Raw genomic sequence first — 18,546 nt, forward strand, 5'->3', positions numbered from 1 at the left:
AAACATTCCTTTAAGAAGGACAAAGAGGGAGAGTTTCTTACAGGAGGACAGGTTGTGGAGAGATTATTTCAGAAGGAAAGATGAGGAAAAACGTTTAAATTAAAAGCATTGACATTCCGGTGTGTTAAAATGAGAGAATAATCTTTATGAAGAAGATCTTATTTATGACTTTAGGTGTTCTAGGCGTATTCGGTCTGGTAATTTTACTGGCAATCATGGCTTCTTTTTATAGTACTAAAAGAGGTTTATATTACTCTAATATTAGCCCTACCATAGAGGACGCAAAAGAAAAAGGAGTATTTTATAAAACACTGCTTTTTCTAAATAAAGATACATTAAAGATCGATTCTTTAGAACTATTTCCTTATGATGCTTGGTTAGAAAGAGAATTTTTAGATATTGAAACAAGAGAATTAGACTCATCAAAAATTATAGTAGTTATTAGTTTTAAACTATATAAGAAAGGGAAAGAATTTTACCCAAAAGATGGCAATCACTTGCCTCTTTTGGAAAGTAATTATTCGTCGGATTATATATCTAAGCACATCCAAGAAAACACTAATAGTATGTGTACTGGTTTTTATTTCATTAGAAAAGACTTATCAGATACGCTCATAATTAAAAACCCAAAGTCAAGTCAAGCTGTTAAACTAGTTAAGACTAAGTAGGTTTAGACCTTCCTGCCCTTATTAGAACAGGTGTAACAAGACCGGCCTCTGGATTTGGAGCAGATTCTCTCAGATACCAAAATTAGTTTTATTTGTCACATCTGTCCCGACAACTGCCTGCCACGCATCAGCGTGGGCGGGAAGGTTCTTTCAGAAGGACAAAAAGAGAGTATAGTTCTTTCGGGAAGAAAAGAATGTTGTGGGTGCCTTACAGGAGGGCAGGGATGGGAAAGATCCTTTAGTTATCAATTGTAACTGAAGTTTCGGTTACAGAGAGATATGACCGGAACTCCAGTTAAACCAACAAGTGAACAGAATACCAGTCACTCTGAAAAGTGAACATACTTCCGGTTAAAGATAAAAGTGAACAGAGTTCGAATATTTCTGGAAAGTGACCATAGTTCCAGTCAAAACAAAAAGCGACCGGAACTCCAGTCAAAGTTGAAAATGAACGGAAGTATGGTCAAAACCAAAAGTGATTCGATTTCTGTTCACTTTTTATTTTTCTCAACAAGCCTGCGTGTCTATTTTTTCTTATAGGCTTGACCATAATTCGAATATTTTTTACATGTGAACAGAGTTCAGATATGTATATCCTGATAAGGGTTGTGTTTTAAGGGTTGACAAATAGCTCAGCACATTTACTTTTTTCAAGAAAGCCTGTAAAGTCTTGAATAGTGAGTATATCTTTTATTGCCTGTGACTTATCAGTAGCATGCTGGTAATAGGATTGGGTGATCTTGTAACCCATCCAGTAGCCCAGATCTTTAGGGCGTGAAGTGTCTTTTGAATAATATAGCCATCCCTGCCAGTTGTTGTCATCTTTACGGGCGAGAAACTCCTTCCATAGTTCCTGTTTGTGTTGTTCTGCATAGTGATACATTTCCTGATTGCCGTGTGCCCCACTGATAAGTTCACCGAGAAAGTCGGCTGCCCCTTCGCGTATACATTGAGCAAGCAATGAGTTGTTTTTGCTATATTTCTGTTGGAAGTGAATGAGTTCATGAGAAATCAGTTCATCCAGATAGTCAATAGGAATGCGTGGGGTAAAGGTAGCCGTGGGTTGTCCAAACATTTCTGCTCCAATAAGTAAACCTCCCTTGAAGGTAGTGCCGCCTGTATTCTTTCTGCCAATCACAAAATAAACATCCGGAAACTGAGCTTCGGGATAAAGTTGTTTCAGATTGTGAAAGCATATATAAAACTGTTCTTTGCGTGAGGCAATAGAGAGTGAACTGGCTCGTATTGCTTGGTAGTAATCCAACTCTTTCCGAATTGTTTTGGCAAGTTTGTTACCACTTTCGATACGGTTTTTAATAAAGTTTTGTAAGCCTGCACTTCCGGCCTCTATGTATTCTTTCTGAAGGATGCTGCCCTGAATACGAGGATACATTTTGTCAAATACCTTCCAGAATAGATCTATGTCCTCTGTATGAAACTGTATCTGTTCCGGAGAATTCCACAATCCATTTGTATCTGCACGATCTGATACTGCATTGCTTTGCTTCTGTAGTTTTTCCAATGCCTTTTGTACAGTGGAAGCATAGGTGACATAAGGATTTTGGTTGTATACTTTCAGTTCCTGAATAATGACAGGCAAGTAAATGAATTTACGACCTGTAATGTAATACTGAAGCAGATCCTCTGCTTCCTGGGAATAACCCAGATTATGTGAAATCATAACTTCGCCAGCCCGTACAAAATGTTCATCCAGACAGGTTTTCCAGTTTTGGTAGGCTTGATCTTCCATGTCCGTTTTGATCGTATCAAATAAAGATTTAGTACTTTCTGTCAATTCTGCAGGCAAATCGGCAATAATTGGATTAACAAACGAGTGACCAAACTCATGAATGCTTAGTTCACGCAAACGTTTGGGATTGGCAAACCCCATATCCGGTAGGGAATCTTTGGCAAACCGCTGAGGGCCAAATGACCCAAAGGCATTGAGGATAGTTGTTTTTCCGGCTGTTGTTAGCTGTAGACCAAACCCCATTCCTGCCGGAATAGTAAGACTGGGAAGCAGCTGGTAGCCATCAAATTGCCTTCTATAAAATTGCTCCATCGCATCAATGAATCCTTCCGGAGGCATATTCTTCCTGATCTGTTCCATGGAGTGATCATATAGCCGTTGATTTTCCTGGAAATACTTTTCAAAGTGCACCTCTTTGTAAAACCGATTGGCTGCCTGCAAAAATTCCTGTGCATGGGAATAAGCTTCCAGCGAATCATTTGTGGAAGAGAAAAACAGCACTTCTTCTTTTGGCATAGAAGCTGGCAGTGTGGCATGAGGAAATTCCGGTACCTGAATCAGCAACCGGATCAGACTACTACCTCCCAGTGATTCAATAAACCGGGCTACTGTTTGTAAATCCTTATTGGCTTGATAGGATTTATATTTCCGATAGAGACTAAGATTAAAGGCATGCCATTCTTTCTTTTTGATTCCATTGAAATAGGTGTCTTCGGTTTGTTCGTATTGAGAGCCTAAAGAACCCAGAAAGAAGACAAAGCCCAGAAACTCGACATTATGATTAAACTCAATCGCAATACGTTTTTGGGAGATACCCTGGGTTGAGGATTGACTCATACCTGTATACGACATGAGCCAGCCAGACAGAACTAAACAAAGGCAGTAAGAAGCTTTTTTCATGGGTTTTTTATGAGCAAAAAAAGCCATCCGACACAAGGGTGTCGCTTAAGAGCATCTTTTCGGACGTCCAAAAACGCGTTTTCAGACCTTTTCCCTGATTTTGGGAAGATAGGTAGAGGGTGTTTGTCCAGTGTGGAGTTTGAAAACCTGATTGAAAGAAGATTTTGAATTGAAGCCTGATTCCAGAGCCAGAGCTAATAAAGTTTTATGCTGCTCTGCCGGATCATTTATTTTTCGTAGTACTTCCTCTACCCGATGCGTATTGATAAACGAATGAAAGTTGGTAGCACGATACGTATTGATCAGATAGGAGACATAACGGGAGGGGAGGTGAAGGGCATTTGCCAGATCTTCGAGTGAAAGTTTGGGTTGTGTATATAGTTTTGTCTCTTTCAACAAGTTTTCCATTCTGGCTAGCTCTGTTCTGTCATTATAATTCGGAAATAATGGGGATTCAGATTGGGTTTCGGATTCTGTTAACGGAACATCCGAAGTTTGTGGAGTATCAAAGAATGTAAAGCTAGAATATCCTGTATAGGCTAATGTAAACAGGAATACAATCATAATTCCTTCCTCAAAAGGAAACACAGGCAATAGAAATACTGCATCCGCTATCCAGAAAATGCTTAGCAGCAGAAAGGTGGCAAAGAAGCTATAGAGTTTTATCAGAGACTGACGTGTCTGAGAAGAGGCTTTTTGGTTTTTTGAAAGAAGACGTAACTGTTTGCCAAAGAAGATGAGAACAGCTATTATTCCAATAACAGGTAGTATCTCTGTAAAAAAGAACCAGGCAGGAATACGAAAGAGATCTGTTACTTGTCTTGTGAGCCGGAATCGAATGGTGGCTGCTGTTTCCATTATAATTTCAGCAACGGCAGGTACATATAGCAGCAGATGCTTTCGGGTAAACTGAAAATCAGAACGGGTGGTAGAAAGAATAAAAAAGTAAAGGGAAGGAGGAATGATGAGATATGATTCCAGCAACCAGAAGGGAATAGCTGCCGGAGATTGATGGTAATGAATTTGTATCGCCCAATCATTCAGGAGTTCGAGCGAAATAATCAACAGGATAAGGCCCAGAAAAAGAGAAGGACCTATCCTCTTTCGAAACGAAGTGAGTAATGCCAGACTTAACAGAATGCCCTGACAGGAGGCAACCAGCAATAACATGGCTTTCCAGTTTTCCATAGTTTTAATGACTCACACAGAGATCATTTTTGCAAAATAGATAACAATCATGTAAAGAAATTGGACTGAATAGATCTGCATCCGGATTGTAAAATAGTCAAGATACAAATAGAAATCCGGAAAATTGATTAGAGGTCTGGTAAAAAGAAAGAAGAATACGCTAATACAAACAGGAAATACATTGAAAGTTTATTGCATGCATACATACTGTTTTGTAAAGTACTGTTTTTTGCTGGTTCTGCTATGGCATGTTACCACCATTTCTTCCCAGACTCCTATTAACAGGAAGGCAGTAGTCGAAAGACACAAGGTAATCAATACAAAAGCAGATACATTAGCTTCGCTGTCTGTAGGCAATGGAAAGTTTGCGTTTACAGTCGATGTAACCGGCCTGCAAACCTTTCCGGAGTTTTATGCCAAAGGAGTACCGCTGGGTACGCAGTCTGAGTGGGGGTGGCATAGTTTTCGGGATACAGTCGGTTATCAGTTTAACGAATCGCTGAAAGAATATACCCTGAATGGACGAAAAGTTACCTATAGTGTGCAATGGTCTCAACCGGAACGCAACAAGCAGGCATCTAACTGGTTTCGACAAAATCCGCACCGGCTGCAACTAGGCAATCTGGGACTGGAGATCTACAAAAAGAATGGTACACTAGTCTCTGTTCAGGATATTAAAAATACCCGCCAGGAACTGAATCCCTGGACAGGAGAGATTAAAAGTCAGTTTTCAGTAGAAGGAGAACCCGTTGTGGTCTGGACATATGGACATGCACAACAGGATGAGGTTAGTATAAAAATAAAATCCAAACTGATCGCCCAGGGACGACTCAAGGTAAACCTGCGTTTTCCCTATCCTACAGGTGATTGGACTGATGTCGGGACGAACTATAAACAAGTTGACAAGCATATATCCAATGTAGAAACTACAAAGCCACAATTGGCTTCTATTCTACATCAGTTAGATACCACAACGTATTATACACTGTTGAAATGGAAAGGAAATGCCAGGGTTGCTCAGGCACAAAAACATTATTTTGTAGTCTCACCTGCCGACAAGGCAGATGTATTTGAGTTATCCTGTTTGTTTTCTCCTGTTTCTATAAGTGATGTCCCCTCTTTTACAGAAACACAGGCCAGTAGTGTACAGGGATGGAATGCCTTCTGGAGCAGGGGAGGGGCTGTTGATTTTGCCGGAAGTACAGACCCCCGTGCCCATGAACTGGAACGACGGATCATTTTGTCTCAATACCTGACAAAGATACAATGTGTAAACTCACAACCCCCACAGGAAACAGGGTTAACATACAATAGCTGGTTTGGCAAGCCACATCTGGAAATGCATTGGTGGCATGCAATCCATTTTGCACTCTGGAATCGGCTTGATCTGTTGGAACATAGCCTCAACTGGTATCAGCAGGTGTATCAGGAAGCACAAAATCTGGCAAAGCGTCAGGGATATACAGGAGCCCGCTGGCAGAAGATGACCGATCCGGAAGGAAAGGAAAGTCCGTCCTCTGTAGGCGCTTTTCTGATCTGGCAACAACCACACTTTATTTATTTTGCAGAACTGTGTTACCGGGATAAACAGGATCGGGCAAAGCTGGAGAAATACAAAGATCTCGTATTTGCGACAGCTGATTTTATGGCCTCTTATGCCTGGTTTGATCCGGCAAAGGGAAAGTATGTGTTAGGAAAAGGAGTGATTCCGGCACAGGAACGTTACAAACCGGAAGAGACTTTTAACCCCACCTATGAACTGGCTTACTGGCACTGGGGTTTATCGGTGGCTCAGCAGTGGCGGGAACGCTTGGGAATGCCCCGAAAAGCCGAATGGGATGAAGTATTAACTAAGCTGTCACCTCTGCCAGAAGCCAATGGGGTATATCTGGCTGCAGAAAGTGCCCCTGATTCATATACTAACCCTGTATATAAAACCGATCACCCTTCGGTACTAGGCACATGGGGAATGCTGCCTGTTACGCCTCTTCTGGATAAAGCAGCTATGCGGCGTACTTTTGACCTGATCTGGAACACCTGGACCTGGCAGGATACATGGGGATGGGACTTCCCGATGACAGCCATGACTGCCACCCGGCTTGGACTGCCAGACAAAGCCGTTGATGCCCTGCTAATGCCGATCCGAACCAACACCTATTTACCAAACGGACATAACTTTCAGGATGAACGCCTGCGATTGTATCTTCCTGGAAATGGAGGGTTCCTGGCGGCTATTGCTATGATGTGTGCCGGGTATGATGGCGCAGCAACGAACAATCCTGGTTTTCCCAAAGATGGAAAATGGAAAGTGAAATGGGAAGGACTGCAAAAAATGCCCTGATAAAAATGTTCTGATAAGTAATGGATTACATGAGTTATCCTGAATTTTAAGGATATCATTCTATTTAAAAAAGCCCAAAAAAGGAGCTACAAAGAGAGTAAAGATACCTTCAATCGCGAAAGGAAGTGTAGGTGCGTTGGCCTTCTTTCCGCCACGAGGTTGGCTTTGGGCCTTGCGGGCAGGAGGATCGGAGAAAAGTGTCCTTTTTTTGCTAAAGCACAAATCTGGCTCACCAAACTCTCGTTTGGTGCCCCTCTTTTGGGCAAGCAAAAAAGTAACATGATAGGAAGAGTGAAGAAAGAGATAATAAACCAATGTAGGAAAAGACAAGCAAAAAATGAAGAGTCCTGTGGAAGAAAGAAGAAAGGAACTATAAATAAACTCAGGAAGGGGAATTTCTCAAAAGTTAACCAGTGTCTATACTCTTTTCAAAAACATAGACAGCAGTTGCATAACACAAACTCACAGCAAAATCCGGGATAAGCCATATAATGAAATTTTCTGACAGATAGTAGATTACGACTCTTTCGGAAAGAATCCGGAAATACCTCCTTACAACATTGGACTGGCAAGTTAAAAGTTTGGACGGACTATAAAAAGAAAGATGCTGATAGTGATAACTACCAGCATCCTCTGTACTCAGCCCAGAGCAGAACTTACAACGATCCGAGGTTGAGATTAATACCACCCAGATACATACTGCCAATAGCATCTGTATGAAAATATTCAGCAGATCGTTTGTTGAGAAGGTTTCTGCCTGTTACAAAGATCGTAACGACCTTGCTGGGTGAGTAAGAGAATTTTGCATTGACAAACACTTTTGCATCTACTTTGTAGGTATCAACAGCTGTAGATTTAACAGTGTAGCTTGCATTTTGATGAGACAGTGTCTGGTTAGTAAAGAAATACGGATTTATGTTCAGATTAAATTTCGTATTAAACTGGTAGTTTATGAAGGCACCACCATACACAGAAGGAGTTGCTTTGTGTGTTTTGGTTGTTCCTATTCCTGAGTTGATGTTATTTGTGGCAGGATCAGATCCATCAGAGGTTTGTGCTCCATCGGCTGTGTTGTTGTAATAAGAATAGTCATACAACAATGTTTTCTGCCAGGATACAAACGGTTTTATCTGAAGCTGTTTGTGTACATAATTCAAAGAAAGTGTAGTTCCCCATTGGTTAACTGTAAGCGGAATGTTTTGTACATTGATATAGGTTGTAACCTGTACCGGAGCGCCAGGCTGTATCTGTCTCTGACCTACAATCAGGTTGGTATAATTGCTGGTCTGGATATAGTATGTTTCCAGATCCAGTTGAAGGTTACTGGCCAGTTTGCTCCGGTAGCCTAGCTCAACCATATCCGATTGCAACTGCTGAAGGTTCTTATTTCCTGTAACCAGCGTAGTGGAATGTACCTGCTCACTGTTAGCCTGAAGAGCCAGATTAATGTAGTTATCATAGATAAACGGAGAACGGAAAGCCCGTGAATACACTACACGAAACAGATGGCTATCGGATGGTTTAAAGGTTCCTGCCAGTTGATATGACAGATACCATTTGTCGGGATAGTTGAACTTATCCATCCGGAGAGCTCCTGCCAGCCGTACTTTATCCTGAAACAGATTGTATTCAGTTCTTACCGAAGCTGCATGCGTAGTAATGTAATATCGGCCACTTAATACCCCTTCTGAATTTTCCGCACTCCAGAATTTAGTATCGTCGTATAACGCTTTGCGGTAACTGTACCCTGGTTTGATAGAGAGGTGTTTCAATTTAACTTCATATTCAAAGGCCGCATCCAGTGCACTGAAGGCGTATTTGCTACCTCTCTGACCGATGATAGGGTCTTGTTCGCCTGATATATACGAAACCTGGCTGGTTAACCCGTAAATTACTCCTTTCAGATCTGCATAGGTAGAGTTGGAACGCATAACAGACATAGGTGTTACCGTATTTTCTGCACTTACTTTCTGAACCTCCGAACCCTGTAACCCTGCTGCCAGATCAAATCGTATGTTATTGTTTTCCTTGTAGTTAACAAATGCGTTTGCTCCATACTTCTGCATTGACCGGTCTGGTTTGGCAAACAGCGGGGTTATTGTATTGTGAGTTAACTTACTGGGTGAATCAACTGTCTGGTCCGTTTTCAGATCATAATAGGATACATCCCGTCCTCTGGACTGATAATTTCCGCTGACAGTTGCAGACAGCTTATTGGTAAACTGATGTCCTATAGAGGAATTGGCAATCAGGGTATTCAGACTTCCATATTGTGCATTGGCTACTGCCTGAACATTTTTGACGTTGCCAGCATTTTTCTGTGTAATAATATTGATAACACCAGATACTGCGTTAGGTCCATACATAGCTGCTGCAGGGCCACGCACTACTTCTATTTTCTCTACATCATTCAGGTCAATGGGGAGTGTCTCCCAGTAGGTACCACCCTGCAGGTAATTGTATACAGGACGATTATCTATCATAACCAGTGTAGTGGAGTTAATCGAATTCATAAAGAAAGAACTGGGGGGCACATTGTCCAGACCTCTCAGGTGAATGTCATAGTTGCCATTGCTTTGTTCCCGGACAATCACACCTGGAACCAGACGTAGAGCTTCCATAATGCTGGTTGCTCCTGCTTTTCGGATTTCTTCTTTGGTAAGAACTGAGGCTGAAAATGGGGTATCAAACAAGTTTTCTGATTTCTTGGAAGCTGATTCAACTTGTACGTTCATCAGTTCTTCCAGACTCATATTTATATATTGATTGGATGCAGCATTATCCTGGGCCCAGGTAGAGAAGGATATACTAAGCAATAAAGCCGAGTAGAAGATTTTTTTCATAGAAGGTTTTAATGTGTGCATTGGTGTTTTGTATAGGTATATCCCTCTAAAATCATTTTAGTGACTTGCTGATTTTGAGTTGTTCGATGAACGAATGGGATTTGCCAATGTATACAGTAATTGGGGGTATCAGTTTTGCTGGCACTTCTTTAAAAGTGTACTTATCCGGGAATTGGAGTGAGAGCAAAATGAGTATTTACTGGACAGCGTCGGAGGAAAAACAGGAGCCTATCTGAAGTTACGAGAATAGTTACTAGATTGCAGTGAAAGTATACTAGCCTGCTCACATAAAATGATACACTCTGAAACCTCACAAACCACTGTTTCAAAAGATATTCAACCTGCCGACTGTAAGAATTGTGGCAATTTGGTAACCGAAACATTCTGTGGACATTGCGGACAACGACAGCTGCAACCCCGATTAACAATCAAGGAATTGCTATCACTGGCCTATGAGTCACTGGTTGATTTTGACAGAGGGTTTCTTTTTACAACAACGAAGATGTTTACCCGACCTCAGGGGGTAATAGCTGACTACATTACAGGAAGAAGGATTATATACACCAATCCCATTAAATATCTGTTGCTTTGGTTAGGTATCAGTACATTTATAGGATTTTCCATACTGGATATGGATGCCTTTACTCAGAAGATGACAGAACAGGTACAAACGCAAAAGCCCGTTTTTAAAAATAAAAAACAGCAGGAAAAATATCAGACAGCCAACGCAAGAGTTCAGCAGTTTCAGCAATTTATTACTCAGAATCCTCAATTCATGTATGCTATCCTGATTCCAATTCTGGCCTTAGGTTCCAGTGTGTTTTTTAGAAAGCAGGGATACACCTATGCGGAGCATTTGCTAATGAATACCTATACAATGGCACAGAGCGCCCTGTTTTCTATTCCGGGTTATTTGTTATACCTATATTTTCCAACACACTTTATCATAGATAGCGTACTATCTACATCCATTGCTGCTATATACTATTCAGTTGTAGGCGCATTGTTTTTTTACAGGAAAAGCTATTTTGCTTCCGCTTTTAAATCTCTGATAAACTATGTAATAGCTTATATGCTATTCTTTCTATTAGCGGGAATTGTAGGATTTATCTATGGGGCTCTACTTATGCAATAATTGGTCTTCAATGAATTTATATATACATTCTATTCTCCAAAATGACTAATAAGCTACTTCTGAGCATTTTCTGATTCTATACTCTCCAAAAACTTTTTCTCAGATTTATCAGGATATTTTCAAAAGTTGCTCACAGGTAAAGTCACTGGATACGGTTTCATTAGTGAAGAGGACTCGTAAAATTGTGGTGATTAGTTTTGTGAATAGGGTGAAGGTAATGCCTAAAAATAAGATAGATATAGAAATATATAAACATACAGGGAAGATAAAACCAACATATGTAAGCATATGGGATTGGAAAGCCGACAGCTTGTTAGTTAGTTTGGATAGTTCTGTTGTTCAGGAACGAAAGGAGTTAACGGGTAAGGAAATGAACTCCTTTCTGAATCTTTTTTATAAACGAATAACTCCGAAAGACGGAACACTAGCGGAACAAGCATTCTGTTATGAACCTCATCATGGAATCATATTCTATGATGAGTCTGATACACCATTTGCCTATTTTGAAATATGTTTCTCTTGTAGAAAGGCGTATGCCAGTAAGGGGTTTTATTTTGGCGAGTTTTGCTATGAGCGGCTTAACAGTCTTAACGCTTATTTTAAAGAATGGGGTTGGAAATATATGCTGGACAATCCTTGAGACCAGCAATAAGCAAGACTACCGATCTTTTATTCTCGAATAGATTCTCTTATAAGCTACATATAGCCCTAGTTATCACGCCGTAGCAGGAAGATTCTTTCAGAAGGACAAGGAAGGAGAGTGGTCTCTTCAGGAAAACAGAGAGGGAAATTCCCTTGCACAAAGACAGAGAGTGTGAGAGGGAAGAGAAACGAGATTCTTCCCTCAAACTTGAAAAGAATCTACTTTACTGTGTTGGGTGATTGCTGCTAAACGAATCACGATACATCTTCCAGCCTTTGGGCGTCTTTTTCCAGAGTACCAGAAATTTGCCATCATCCATCAAAGCATTGTTGGCATCATATGATTGCCATAAGCCTTCTTCTGTTACATAGTCATCACCCAAACCATACACTTTGGTCGTAATAAACTTGCCATTGCGAAGACCCATCTGGTGGTAGGCCAACTGGAAGAATTCAAGTGCCCCTTTGGAGCCACAAATAGGCTGCAAATTGGGAGCAAGGATACAGCAATCATCTGCATAGCGTTCAACAAAAATAGAGGAATCTCCTTTGGTAAAGGCCTGAAAATAGATGGAGTTGCTTTCTGCTATAGCCTTTCTGGCTTCTTCCAGCTCGGTCTGTGTTTTGGACTGAGCCGATTGACAGCCATACTGTATAAAGGCCAGCCCTATAAGGGATGCAATGATAAACCAGGTGTTCTTTCTCATAGTATTATGTTTGTAGTAGTTTTAATCTACCACAAACATAGAAAGAACAACAGTCTGGAAATTGTATGAATCGGAATAGGATAGGAGTTTGAATTCTTTATTGCCTCATCACTTTTTTAGAGTAACACAACTCAGAGGTTTTGCGGAAGAATAGGTTGGTCTGCTTCATAAAAACATTTCCCTAAACGAAAATATCTATGATCATCCCCATAAACAGTTAGTGAAATTGTATCATTTTTTGTCCTATGAACAAGTTTGAGTTCTTTAACTATAGACCCTTTTACAGGACCTTTAATGGTAGTAGAATTCATTATATACTTAACAACATCATATCCTCTGATATTGAATGTCGCTTTATTAAAATATGTAACTGATGAAAATCTGTAACCAGTCAAGTCTATCATGCATTCATTTTTTGAGCTATCCGCACAGGAAAAAAATACCATTAGGCTAGCAACCAATACTTGTAATCTCATAGTTAGGAAAATAACTTAGTTAAAAGAATCAATGTTTCCTATAAACCTTTTATCAATTGACATAAGGATGTCATATTCGGATTCTGAAAAGTTTTTTAACATGACGAAGTTCTCATAAGGAACAACCAAAAACTTCTCACTGTCATCTTTAAAGAAAATGATTTCATCAAAAGGTAAATCTTCTTCTATTGCATTAAAGTACACAAGAGGAATAGTTTTAAGTTTCTCTTTTAATTGTTCTGTTAAATAAAATCCCTGTATAGAACTCTCGTTTCGCGTATGAAAAGGATCATACTTTAATTTTCCTGCTTCCTTTAAATAGTCCTGTAGGCCAGATTTATCCATATCCTTCTGATCTACAACTCTTTCAAATCCTATTTTTGTAATACCAAACTTTCCCAGATTGTCAATAAATAAACTCCAAAACCAGTCAGGAAGGTTGTCCCAGCTATATTCTTCGCTTCTGTTTTTGCGTAGGTTAAAGATTATATACTTATACTCCATAAGAGTTTATTTTTTCAATTGCTGAATGTTTGAGCATCGTCAACCCTACAATTAGGCAATCATTCTGTAGGGGCGTTTTATGAAAGCAGGTTTGTATGATAAAAGATATTTGGTAGCATAAGTAAGAGCAGTCTACAAAGCTTCGTATAGATTTTAGATAGGCGTATTTGTTGTAATGCAATAAGTACTATGTAAAGAAGGTTCGAGTGGATACTCAAACCTGTTCCTCTATATGGTTATTAACAGTAATATCTTTATCTAAAACATCAGTCACTTTGTGGATTATATGGATCGTTAAATAAATTCTTCTTCGTTGATTGAAGACACTTATGACATATAGGTTCTTTATAAAAGTATTTTCTTTGAAGATATCTACTTCGATCATTTTCATTCTTAAATACTTTTTCTATGCTGCCAAACTTACTATAAATCGTTTCAGTTTTTTCAATCCAAAATAACTTATAGACTACTTTACCTGTTTGATCTATAAGCAAATAATAAAGGGAACAAGAATTGCATCCTCCCCAACCTTCAACTGCAAAGTAGTTTTGGTTATTAGCTTTGTATACTCCAATTTCTAAAATAAAATTATCCAAATATTTGAGTGTACCTGATTTTGTTTTTATAGAAGCATATCTTCCATCATGTTTCTGAGAATACAAGACTTTTCCATTAACGATTAAACCTACTGTTTGCGAAAAATATATAGGCCTCTCCTGGTTTTCATTAAAAATATAATTAGATACAACCATAAATTTGAAGTTTTCCTTTTTAATATAGGATGTGTCTACTTTATATTTATTTTGAGTGGATATGTAGGAAGGTTTTTTATTTGTATATATACATACAAATAAAAACATAGAAACCAAAGAAAGTGTAAATGTTAGATTAAAAGCCATTTAGTAGTTCTGCTCTTGGAATTTGAACTTGTGAGTTTTCTTGTGATTCATACAAGATTGCTTTTTTGTATCATTCAGAAGGGTAGCTTTATCAACCTAATTCTATGTTTGTGATCCGGGTAAAAACCTCCAGGAAAGGCCATCTTAGTTACAGTTATTTCGGCTTACCAGGAGACGGATCTAGAGTAATCAATAATTTGGTAAGCTTGCCGTCATACATCACACTATAATATTCTCCATGAAGAAAAAGTATATACATACTGTCGAGCGGTGGTGTTCTTGGAGTCCGTTCATTTAACTCAGACAGTTTATAAAAAATTACTTCATGGTGAAAAGCAGTTTTAGGATGGGCTTTGTATTTTGTAAATCCATTGGTTTTAACTGTATCCTGAAATACGTTACCAAATTTAGATACGACTAATGAATCAGATATATTTGTTTTTGCAAACCTTACAAATCCCTGTTTTTTCCCCGAAACCGGATATAGATCAAACTCGGGATATTTAGATTTAATAATATAGGTTTCTCCAGGACGAAACTTGACTATATAGGAATAAGGATCAGAATCTTCTAATTCTATCCTATTAAATACAAAAACAAGAATATCCAGCTTTTGAGGGTTAATTTTTACCTTATGGACTTTCTTATCATACGAAAGAATATCATCATTTATCCTAACAAAATAGGGCAAATAGGGCTCCTTGGTCTGATCAAATTTGAAATAGGCATATTGTTCTTTCTGAGCATTAAATACTAATGAAAAAGCAATAAATAAGATAATAGAGAATAGCTGCTTCATACTTAAAGTTTGTCACTGCCGATATTTGAACAATAGACTAGTACTATTTCAATGGTTCAACAAAGATAATAGTATCTATTTCAGCTATTGGAAGTTTAAAAAATGTTTCTCTATAGCCATCTTTTCTAAATATTCCATAAACACTGCTAACCTTATTTTTATTCTTAAGATATCTTTTAAAAAATACATTCACAGGAATGGCGATAGTACCATTTTTAGAGGAATGATATACCGGACGATTACTAAAGCGAGTTCCTTCTTCCTCCTCATATGGATTAGAAGAAGTTGTAATCTCATAATCAGTTACTTTCATATTTGTCTTTAAATCGACGAATGATAAACTGACATTTTTAGGTAAATAAATTTTAGCTGTAAATCCAGAAACTACCAACAAGCATAGAATAGGTATAAGTAAGATGTTCTTCATAAAGAGTATTTTGAACCTGATTGTTGTTTTTCATAGGCTTCGCCTACACTAGCATAACTGCCTGGAAATGGGGCTGACACCGGCTACCAAAAAGAGCACGGTAGTTTGCCAATGCAGTGATAAGCTAGTAGTAGGTTATTTACTATTTAAAGACAATCTGAGGCCGCAACTCTTTAAGCTTATCTTTTAACCTTTCAGAAAGCTGATCGTCACTTATGCAAAGCACTTCTATTTTAGCCATTTGAGTGATAGGGCTATCCATATCCAACTTAAAATTTGAATTACTGCAAAAGCACAGATACCTCAGATTTTTGAGATGGAATACTTCTTCAGGAATTTGACTGAACTCATTCATTCCCAATTCCAGCTTTTTTAGACTTTTTAATTTCCCAACAACTTCCGGTACTACCTGCAATTCATTATATCGGAGATCCAACTCATTCAAATAGGGAAGTCTAGCTACGGAAGCAGGAAGGTCTTTCAGATTGGAATGTCTAAGCTCCAGTTTTTGTATTCTTTGTATTGGTTCGGGGAAGTCAGATTCTAAACAATAAAGAACAAGTTCTTTGTTTTTTGCGATGCGTTTATAGATATGCTTTCGGTCATTTTTACTAAAAGTAATTGCTAAACCTGCATTGTTTTGCCAGATCGTTAATCCCAACTTCACATTTTCATCCGTTGTAGAAAGTAATAACCGTTTCAGATTTTCTATTTCATTCTCCATATATACTAATCAATGCTAGAATTATAGTAAATTGTCTGTTTATTGTATTGCTTCTAACCCATAGCCTGTCTGTTTCTTATCGTTATCCACCTTGTGTTATACTCTTTTGTAAAATGAAGGATGAAAACTTACCTGGTAGGTTTAGATATGATATTTGGAAGGGTTGTTTTCAACTTGCATCCACAGATATAGTTTATACTGTTAGTTGGAAAGATAATGTTCTGTTCTAATTGTCTGACTTTTAGTGTGATATATTCCAAACAGAATACTACTTAAGCATTTCTGCGTGATTGTAACTATCTATTTTTGTTTTACACCTGTAGTTGTTCTCTAACTTTTGTTACACAACTTAATTACTGAGAATGTAGGTAATTTCCTTCCTGAATAAGCCGTTTCGTATTGCAGGGAATACATTGTGATATATACATATCCTTCTTACATTCATACCTCCTGTCTGTATTTTTGATCTTTTCCGGAGAATTGTAATTTCATAACGAAATCAGCACAGTCAACAGGTGTAGATAGCAGAAAGAAGTACCTGATACTCTTGGCCCTGATACAAATACGTTACACAAAGATTACATGAAAGGGGCTAATTTTAAAAGTAGAAACAAAAAGAATGGCTGAAAAACATCTCTAAGGCTAACAGTGTCTAAATCCTCCAGACAATGGTCTTAGCCTGTATCTGAATGTCTTCTTTAATAGTTGTAAAATTATCTCCATAAAAATAATGGTATTTCTATTGAGCTTATCTATCAATCACTAACGGGTATTGGGCTTTACATACAGAAGCCCAAGTGATCCCACACGTCTATATTATAATCATCTGATATATTATACTATCTACTCTATGCAAATTTCTATCAAAGCACGCTTGATTATTGCCTTTACACTGTTAATTGCGGCAAGTGGTTTTATTTTCTACTTAGGAAATCGAAATGCCAATGCCCTTAATAACTGGGTAACAATCATTATAAAAACACATGCAAACCGAATCAAGCTGGCGGGAAAACTGTCAGAAGATCTTCAGTACATAACTAAAAATGAAAAAAATCTGATCATCATTACCAAGCCTGAAGTATTACAGGAAATGGCAAAAGAGGGAGAAGAAAGAATAGAGGAGATGGAGCAACGCCTGGACGAGTTAAAGGGACTGGTAGATCAGCAAGGCAAAGAGGATGTAGATAACTTCATGGTAAAATGGCATGAATACCGGAAAATTTATGGCAGAGTGAAAACACTGGCAGTAGTCATTAATACAGACTCCAGCAACAAGGCGGCCCTTGAACTTTCTAATGGTATTGCCAATACTACTGCTAATGAAGCCATTGCTGTTATGAACAAACTGGTTAGAAACAATGAAGCAGAGTTAGCTAAGATTGATGCGGATACCAATCAGATTTATGCAGATGGACAGAGCAATATGACCTATCTGCTTGTATTCAGTACAATTGCTTCTGTTGGACTTTCTTTATGGATTATTATATCGATCTCCATGTCGGTTAACACTGCCAAAGAAGCAATCAAAGCTCTTTCGGAAGGGAACCTTACTATTCAGATCAAGCAAACCGGTAAAGACGAACTGGGTGAGCTGATTGAATACCTGCGGGCTATGACCAGCAAACTGAAAGACGTATTGTCTTATGTTTCTACTGCCTCTGAAAGTATTGCTTCTGCCAGCCAGCAGATTGCGGCAGGTGCCTCAGAACAGGCAGCATCCGCAGAAGAGGTTTCTTCTTCTATGGAACAAATGGCTTCCAATATTGATCAGAATACAGACAATGCGCAGCAAACCGAAAAAATCGCTCAGAAAGCTTCGGAAGACATTCGTGAAGGAAGCCAGGCTGTGAATCAGACGGTAAATTCTATGAAACAGATTGCGGATAAGATTTCCATTATTGGCGAGATTGCCCGTCAGACCAATCTGCTTGCGCTGAACGCAGCAGTAGAGGCAGCCCGTGCGGGTGAACATGGAAAAGGATTTGCGGTCGTAGCTGCTGAAGTACGTAAGCTAGCCGAAAGAAGTCAGCTGGCAGCAATAGAAATTGACGTTTTATCAAAATCCAGTGTAGAAATTGCTGAAAGATCAGGCAAAGTGCTTGAACAGATTGTACCGGATATCCAAAAGACGTCTCGTCTGGTGCAGGAAATCTCAGCATCAAGCATGGAACAAAACTCAGGTGCAGAGCAAGTCAATAATGCTATTCAGCAGCTAAGTCAGGTAGTGCAGTCCAATGCCGCTGCTTCCGAAGAATTATCTGTGCAGGCAGAGCAATTAAGAGAAGCCATCGCATTCTTTGACATCGGTTCGGTAAAACAGCATACTTCACGTAGCACCAGCACTAGCAAGACTAAAGGTAGTTCTCATGCAACGTTACCTAAAAAAGGCAAATCCAAGGGTGTAACGCTGGATATGCATGAACATAGCGAGGTTTCAGATGCAGATTATGAACGATTTTAAACGATAAGTTCCGGTTGGAGGCCTGTTGTCGGTACAGGCACACACGGCCTCCAATTACTCAAAAAATATCTTTTGTCTTACG

At 38.9% G+C, this 18,546-nt stretch carries 15 protein-coding genes and 1 pseudogene; 5 read left to right on the forward strand and 11 right to left on the reverse strand.

The features are described 5' to 3' along the window. Nucleotides 1-146 precede the first annotated feature (146 nt). Entirely contained in the window at nucleotides 147-668 is a 522-nt protein-coding gene (locus QNI22_RS14840) for a hypothetical protein (RefSeq protein WP_314511706.1), read from the forward strand. Between the two features lie 613 nt (nucleotides 669-1,281). Here QNI22_RS14840 and QNI22_RS14845 read toward each other — a convergent pair. Both QNI22_RS14845 and QNI22_RS14850 read right to left on the reverse strand, forming a co-directional pair. After that, on the reverse strand, nucleotides 1,282-3,318 hold the full coding sequence (locus QNI22_RS14845; protein WP_314511709.1) for a DUF4932 domain-containing protein: 2,037 nt from the start codon (nucleotides 3,316-3,318) through the stop codon (nucleotides 1,282-1,284). Nucleotides 3,319-3,399: 81 nt separating this feature from the next. Continuing rightward, nucleotides 3,400-4,506, reverse strand: coding sequence for a helix-turn-helix domain-containing protein (locus tag QNI22_RS14850; protein ID WP_314002300.1), 1,107 nt, complete (start codon nucleotides 4,504-4,506; stop codon nucleotides 3,400-3,402). Nucleotides 4,507-4,735: 229 nt separating this feature from the next. Here QNI22_RS14850 and QNI22_RS14855 point away from each other — a divergent pair, with 229 nt between their 5' ends. Next, entirely contained in the window at nucleotides 4,736-6,847 is a 2,112-nt protein-coding gene (locus QNI22_RS14855; protein ID WP_314511711.1) for a hypothetical protein, read from the forward strand. A gap of 60 nt (nucleotides 6,848-6,907) precedes the next feature. Here the strand turns inward: QNI22_RS14855 and QNI22_RS14860 are convergent, their stop codons facing one another. Both QNI22_RS14860 and QNI22_RS14865 read right to left on the reverse strand, forming a co-directional pair. Then, a complete protein-coding gene (locus QNI22_RS14860; RefSeq protein WP_314511712.1) occupies nucleotides 6,908-7,177 on the reverse strand; it encodes a hypothetical protein in 270 nt (89 codons plus the stop codon). Nucleotides 7,178-7,503: 326 nt separating this feature from the next. Beyond that, nucleotides 7,504-9,690: a TonB-dependent receptor plug domain-containing protein gene (locus tag QNI22_RS14865; protein ID WP_314511714.1), complete on the reverse strand. Its 2,187-nt coding sequence runs from the start codon at nucleotides 9,688-9,690 to the stop codon at nucleotides 7,504-7,506. Nucleotides 9,691-9,982: 292 nt separating this feature from the next. Between QNI22_RS14865 and QNI22_RS14870 the strand changes: the two genes are divergently transcribed. Beyond that, complete coding sequence (locus QNI22_RS14870) at nucleotides 9,983-10,825, forward strand: DUF3667 domain-containing protein (RefSeq protein WP_314002293.1); 843 nt, start codon at nucleotides 9,983-9,985, stop codon at nucleotides 10,823-10,825. Between the two features lie 184 nt (nucleotides 10,826-11,009). Beyond that, nucleotides 11,010-11,465, forward strand: a complete 456-nt coding sequence (locus tag QNI22_RS14875; protein WP_314511715.1) for a hypothetical protein — start codon at nucleotides 11,010-11,012, stop codon at nucleotides 11,463-11,465. A 226-nt stretch (nucleotides 11,466-11,691) separates the two neighbouring features. Here QNI22_RS14875 and QNI22_RS14880 read toward each other — a convergent pair whose 3' ends face one another. The 7 genes from QNI22_RS14880 to QNI22_RS14910 form a co-directional block, all read right to left on the reverse strand. Then, nucleotides 11,692-12,174 carry a YybH family protein gene (locus QNI22_RS14880; RefSeq protein ID WP_314511716.1) on the reverse strand — a complete coding sequence of 161 codons (483 nt, stop codon included), beginning with the start codon at nucleotides 12,172-12,174 and terminating at the stop codon, nucleotides 11,692-11,694. A gap of 131 nt (nucleotides 12,175-12,305) precedes the next feature. Then, nucleotides 12,306-12,650: a hypothetical protein gene (locus QNI22_RS14885; RefSeq protein WP_314511717.1), complete on the reverse strand. Its 345-nt coding sequence runs from the start codon at nucleotides 12,648-12,650 to the stop codon at nucleotides 12,306-12,308. Nucleotides 12,651-12,665: 15 nt separating this feature from the next. Next, nucleotides 12,666-13,154 carry a hypothetical protein gene (locus QNI22_RS14890; RefSeq protein ID WP_314511718.1) on the reverse strand — a complete coding sequence of 163 codons (489 nt, stop codon included), beginning with the start codon at nucleotides 13,152-13,154 and terminating at the stop codon, nucleotides 12,666-12,668. 266 nt (nucleotides 13,155-13,420) lie between these two features. Then, nucleotides 13,421-13,906 (reverse strand): hypothetical protein, encoded by a 486-nt coding sequence (locus tag QNI22_RS14895; RefSeq protein WP_314511720.1) that lies wholly within the window; start codon nucleotides 13,904-13,906, stop codon nucleotides 13,421-13,423. Between the two features lie 301 nt (nucleotides 13,907-14,207). After that, a complete protein-coding gene (locus QNI22_RS14900; protein WP_314511721.1) occupies nucleotides 14,208-14,852 on the reverse strand; it encodes a hypothetical protein in 645 nt (214 codons plus the stop codon). Between the two features lie 43 nt (nucleotides 14,853-14,895). Then, complete coding sequence (locus QNI22_RS14905; RefSeq protein WP_314511723.1) at nucleotides 14,896-15,279, reverse strand: hypothetical protein; 384 nt, start codon at nucleotides 15,277-15,279, stop codon at nucleotides 14,896-14,898. Nucleotides 15,280-15,421: 142 nt separating this feature from the next. Beyond that, entirely contained in the window at nucleotides 15,422-16,003 is a 582-nt protein-coding gene (locus tag QNI22_RS14910; RefSeq protein ID WP_314511725.1) for a leucine-rich repeat domain-containing protein, read from the reverse strand. A gap of 868 nt (nucleotides 16,004-16,871) precedes the next feature. On the opposite strand from QNI22_RS14910, the pseudogene QNI22_RS14915 reads away from it, so the two are divergent. Beyond that, nucleotides 16,872-18,464: pseudogene (locus QNI22_RS14915) on the forward strand (methyl-accepting chemotaxis protein); the annotation flags it as partial. Nucleotides 18,465-18,546: the final 82 nt, after the last annotated feature.

This window comes from Xanthocytophaga agilis (assembly GCF_030068605.1).
Classification (GTDB): Bacteria; Bacteroidota; Bacteroidia; order Cytophagales; family 172606-1; genus Xanthocytophaga; species Xanthocytophaga agilis.

Excerpts from the sequence above, each read along its gene's own strand:
- QNI22_RS14840 (WP_314511706.1), top strand. The coding sequence starts at position 147 with ATGAAGAAGATCTTATTTATGACTTTAGGTGTTCTAGGCGTATTCGGT.
- QNI22_RS14845 (WP_314511709.1), bottom strand. The coding sequence starts at position 3,318 with ATGAAAAAAGCTTCTTACTGCCTTTGTTTAGTTCTGTCTGGCTGGCTC.
- QNI22_RS14850 (WP_314002300.1), bottom strand. The coding sequence starts at position 4,506 with ATGGAAAACTGGAAAGCCATGTTATTGCTGGTTGCCTCCTGTCAGGGC.
- QNI22_RS14865 (WP_314511714.1), bottom strand. The coding sequence starts at position 9,690 with ATGAAAAAAATCTTCTACTCGGCTTTATTGCTTAGTATATCCTTCTCT.
- QNI22_RS14870 (WP_314002293.1), top strand. The coding sequence starts at position 9,983 with ATGATACACTCTGAAACCTCACAAACCACTGTTTCAAAAGATATTCAA.
- QNI22_RS14880 (WP_314511716.1), bottom strand. The coding sequence starts at position 12,174 with ATGAGAAAGAACACCTGGTTTATCATTGCATCCCTTATAGGGCTGGCC.
- QNI22_RS14885 (WP_314511717.1), bottom strand. The coding sequence starts at position 12,650 with ATGAGATTACAAGTATTGGTTGCTAGCCTAATGGTATTTTTTTCCTGT.
- QNI22_RS14890 (WP_314511718.1), bottom strand. The coding sequence starts at position 13,154 with ATGGAGTATAAGTATATAATCTTTAACCTACGCAAAAACAGAAGCGAA.
- QNI22_RS14895 (WP_314511720.1), bottom strand. The coding sequence starts at position 13,906 with ATGGTTGTATCTAATTATATTTTTAATGAAAACCAGGAGAGGCCTATA.
- QNI22_RS14900 (WP_314511721.1), bottom strand. The coding sequence starts at position 14,852 with ATGAAGCAGCTATTCTCTATTATCTTATTTATTGCTTTTTCATTAGTA.
- QNI22_RS14905 (WP_314511723.1), bottom strand. The coding sequence starts at position 15,279 with ATGAAGAACATCTTACTTATACCTATTCTATGCTTGTTGGTAGTTTCT.
- QNI22_RS14910 (WP_314511725.1), bottom strand. The coding sequence starts at position 16,003 with ATGGAGAATGAAATAGAAAATCTGAAACGGTTATTACTTTCTACAACG.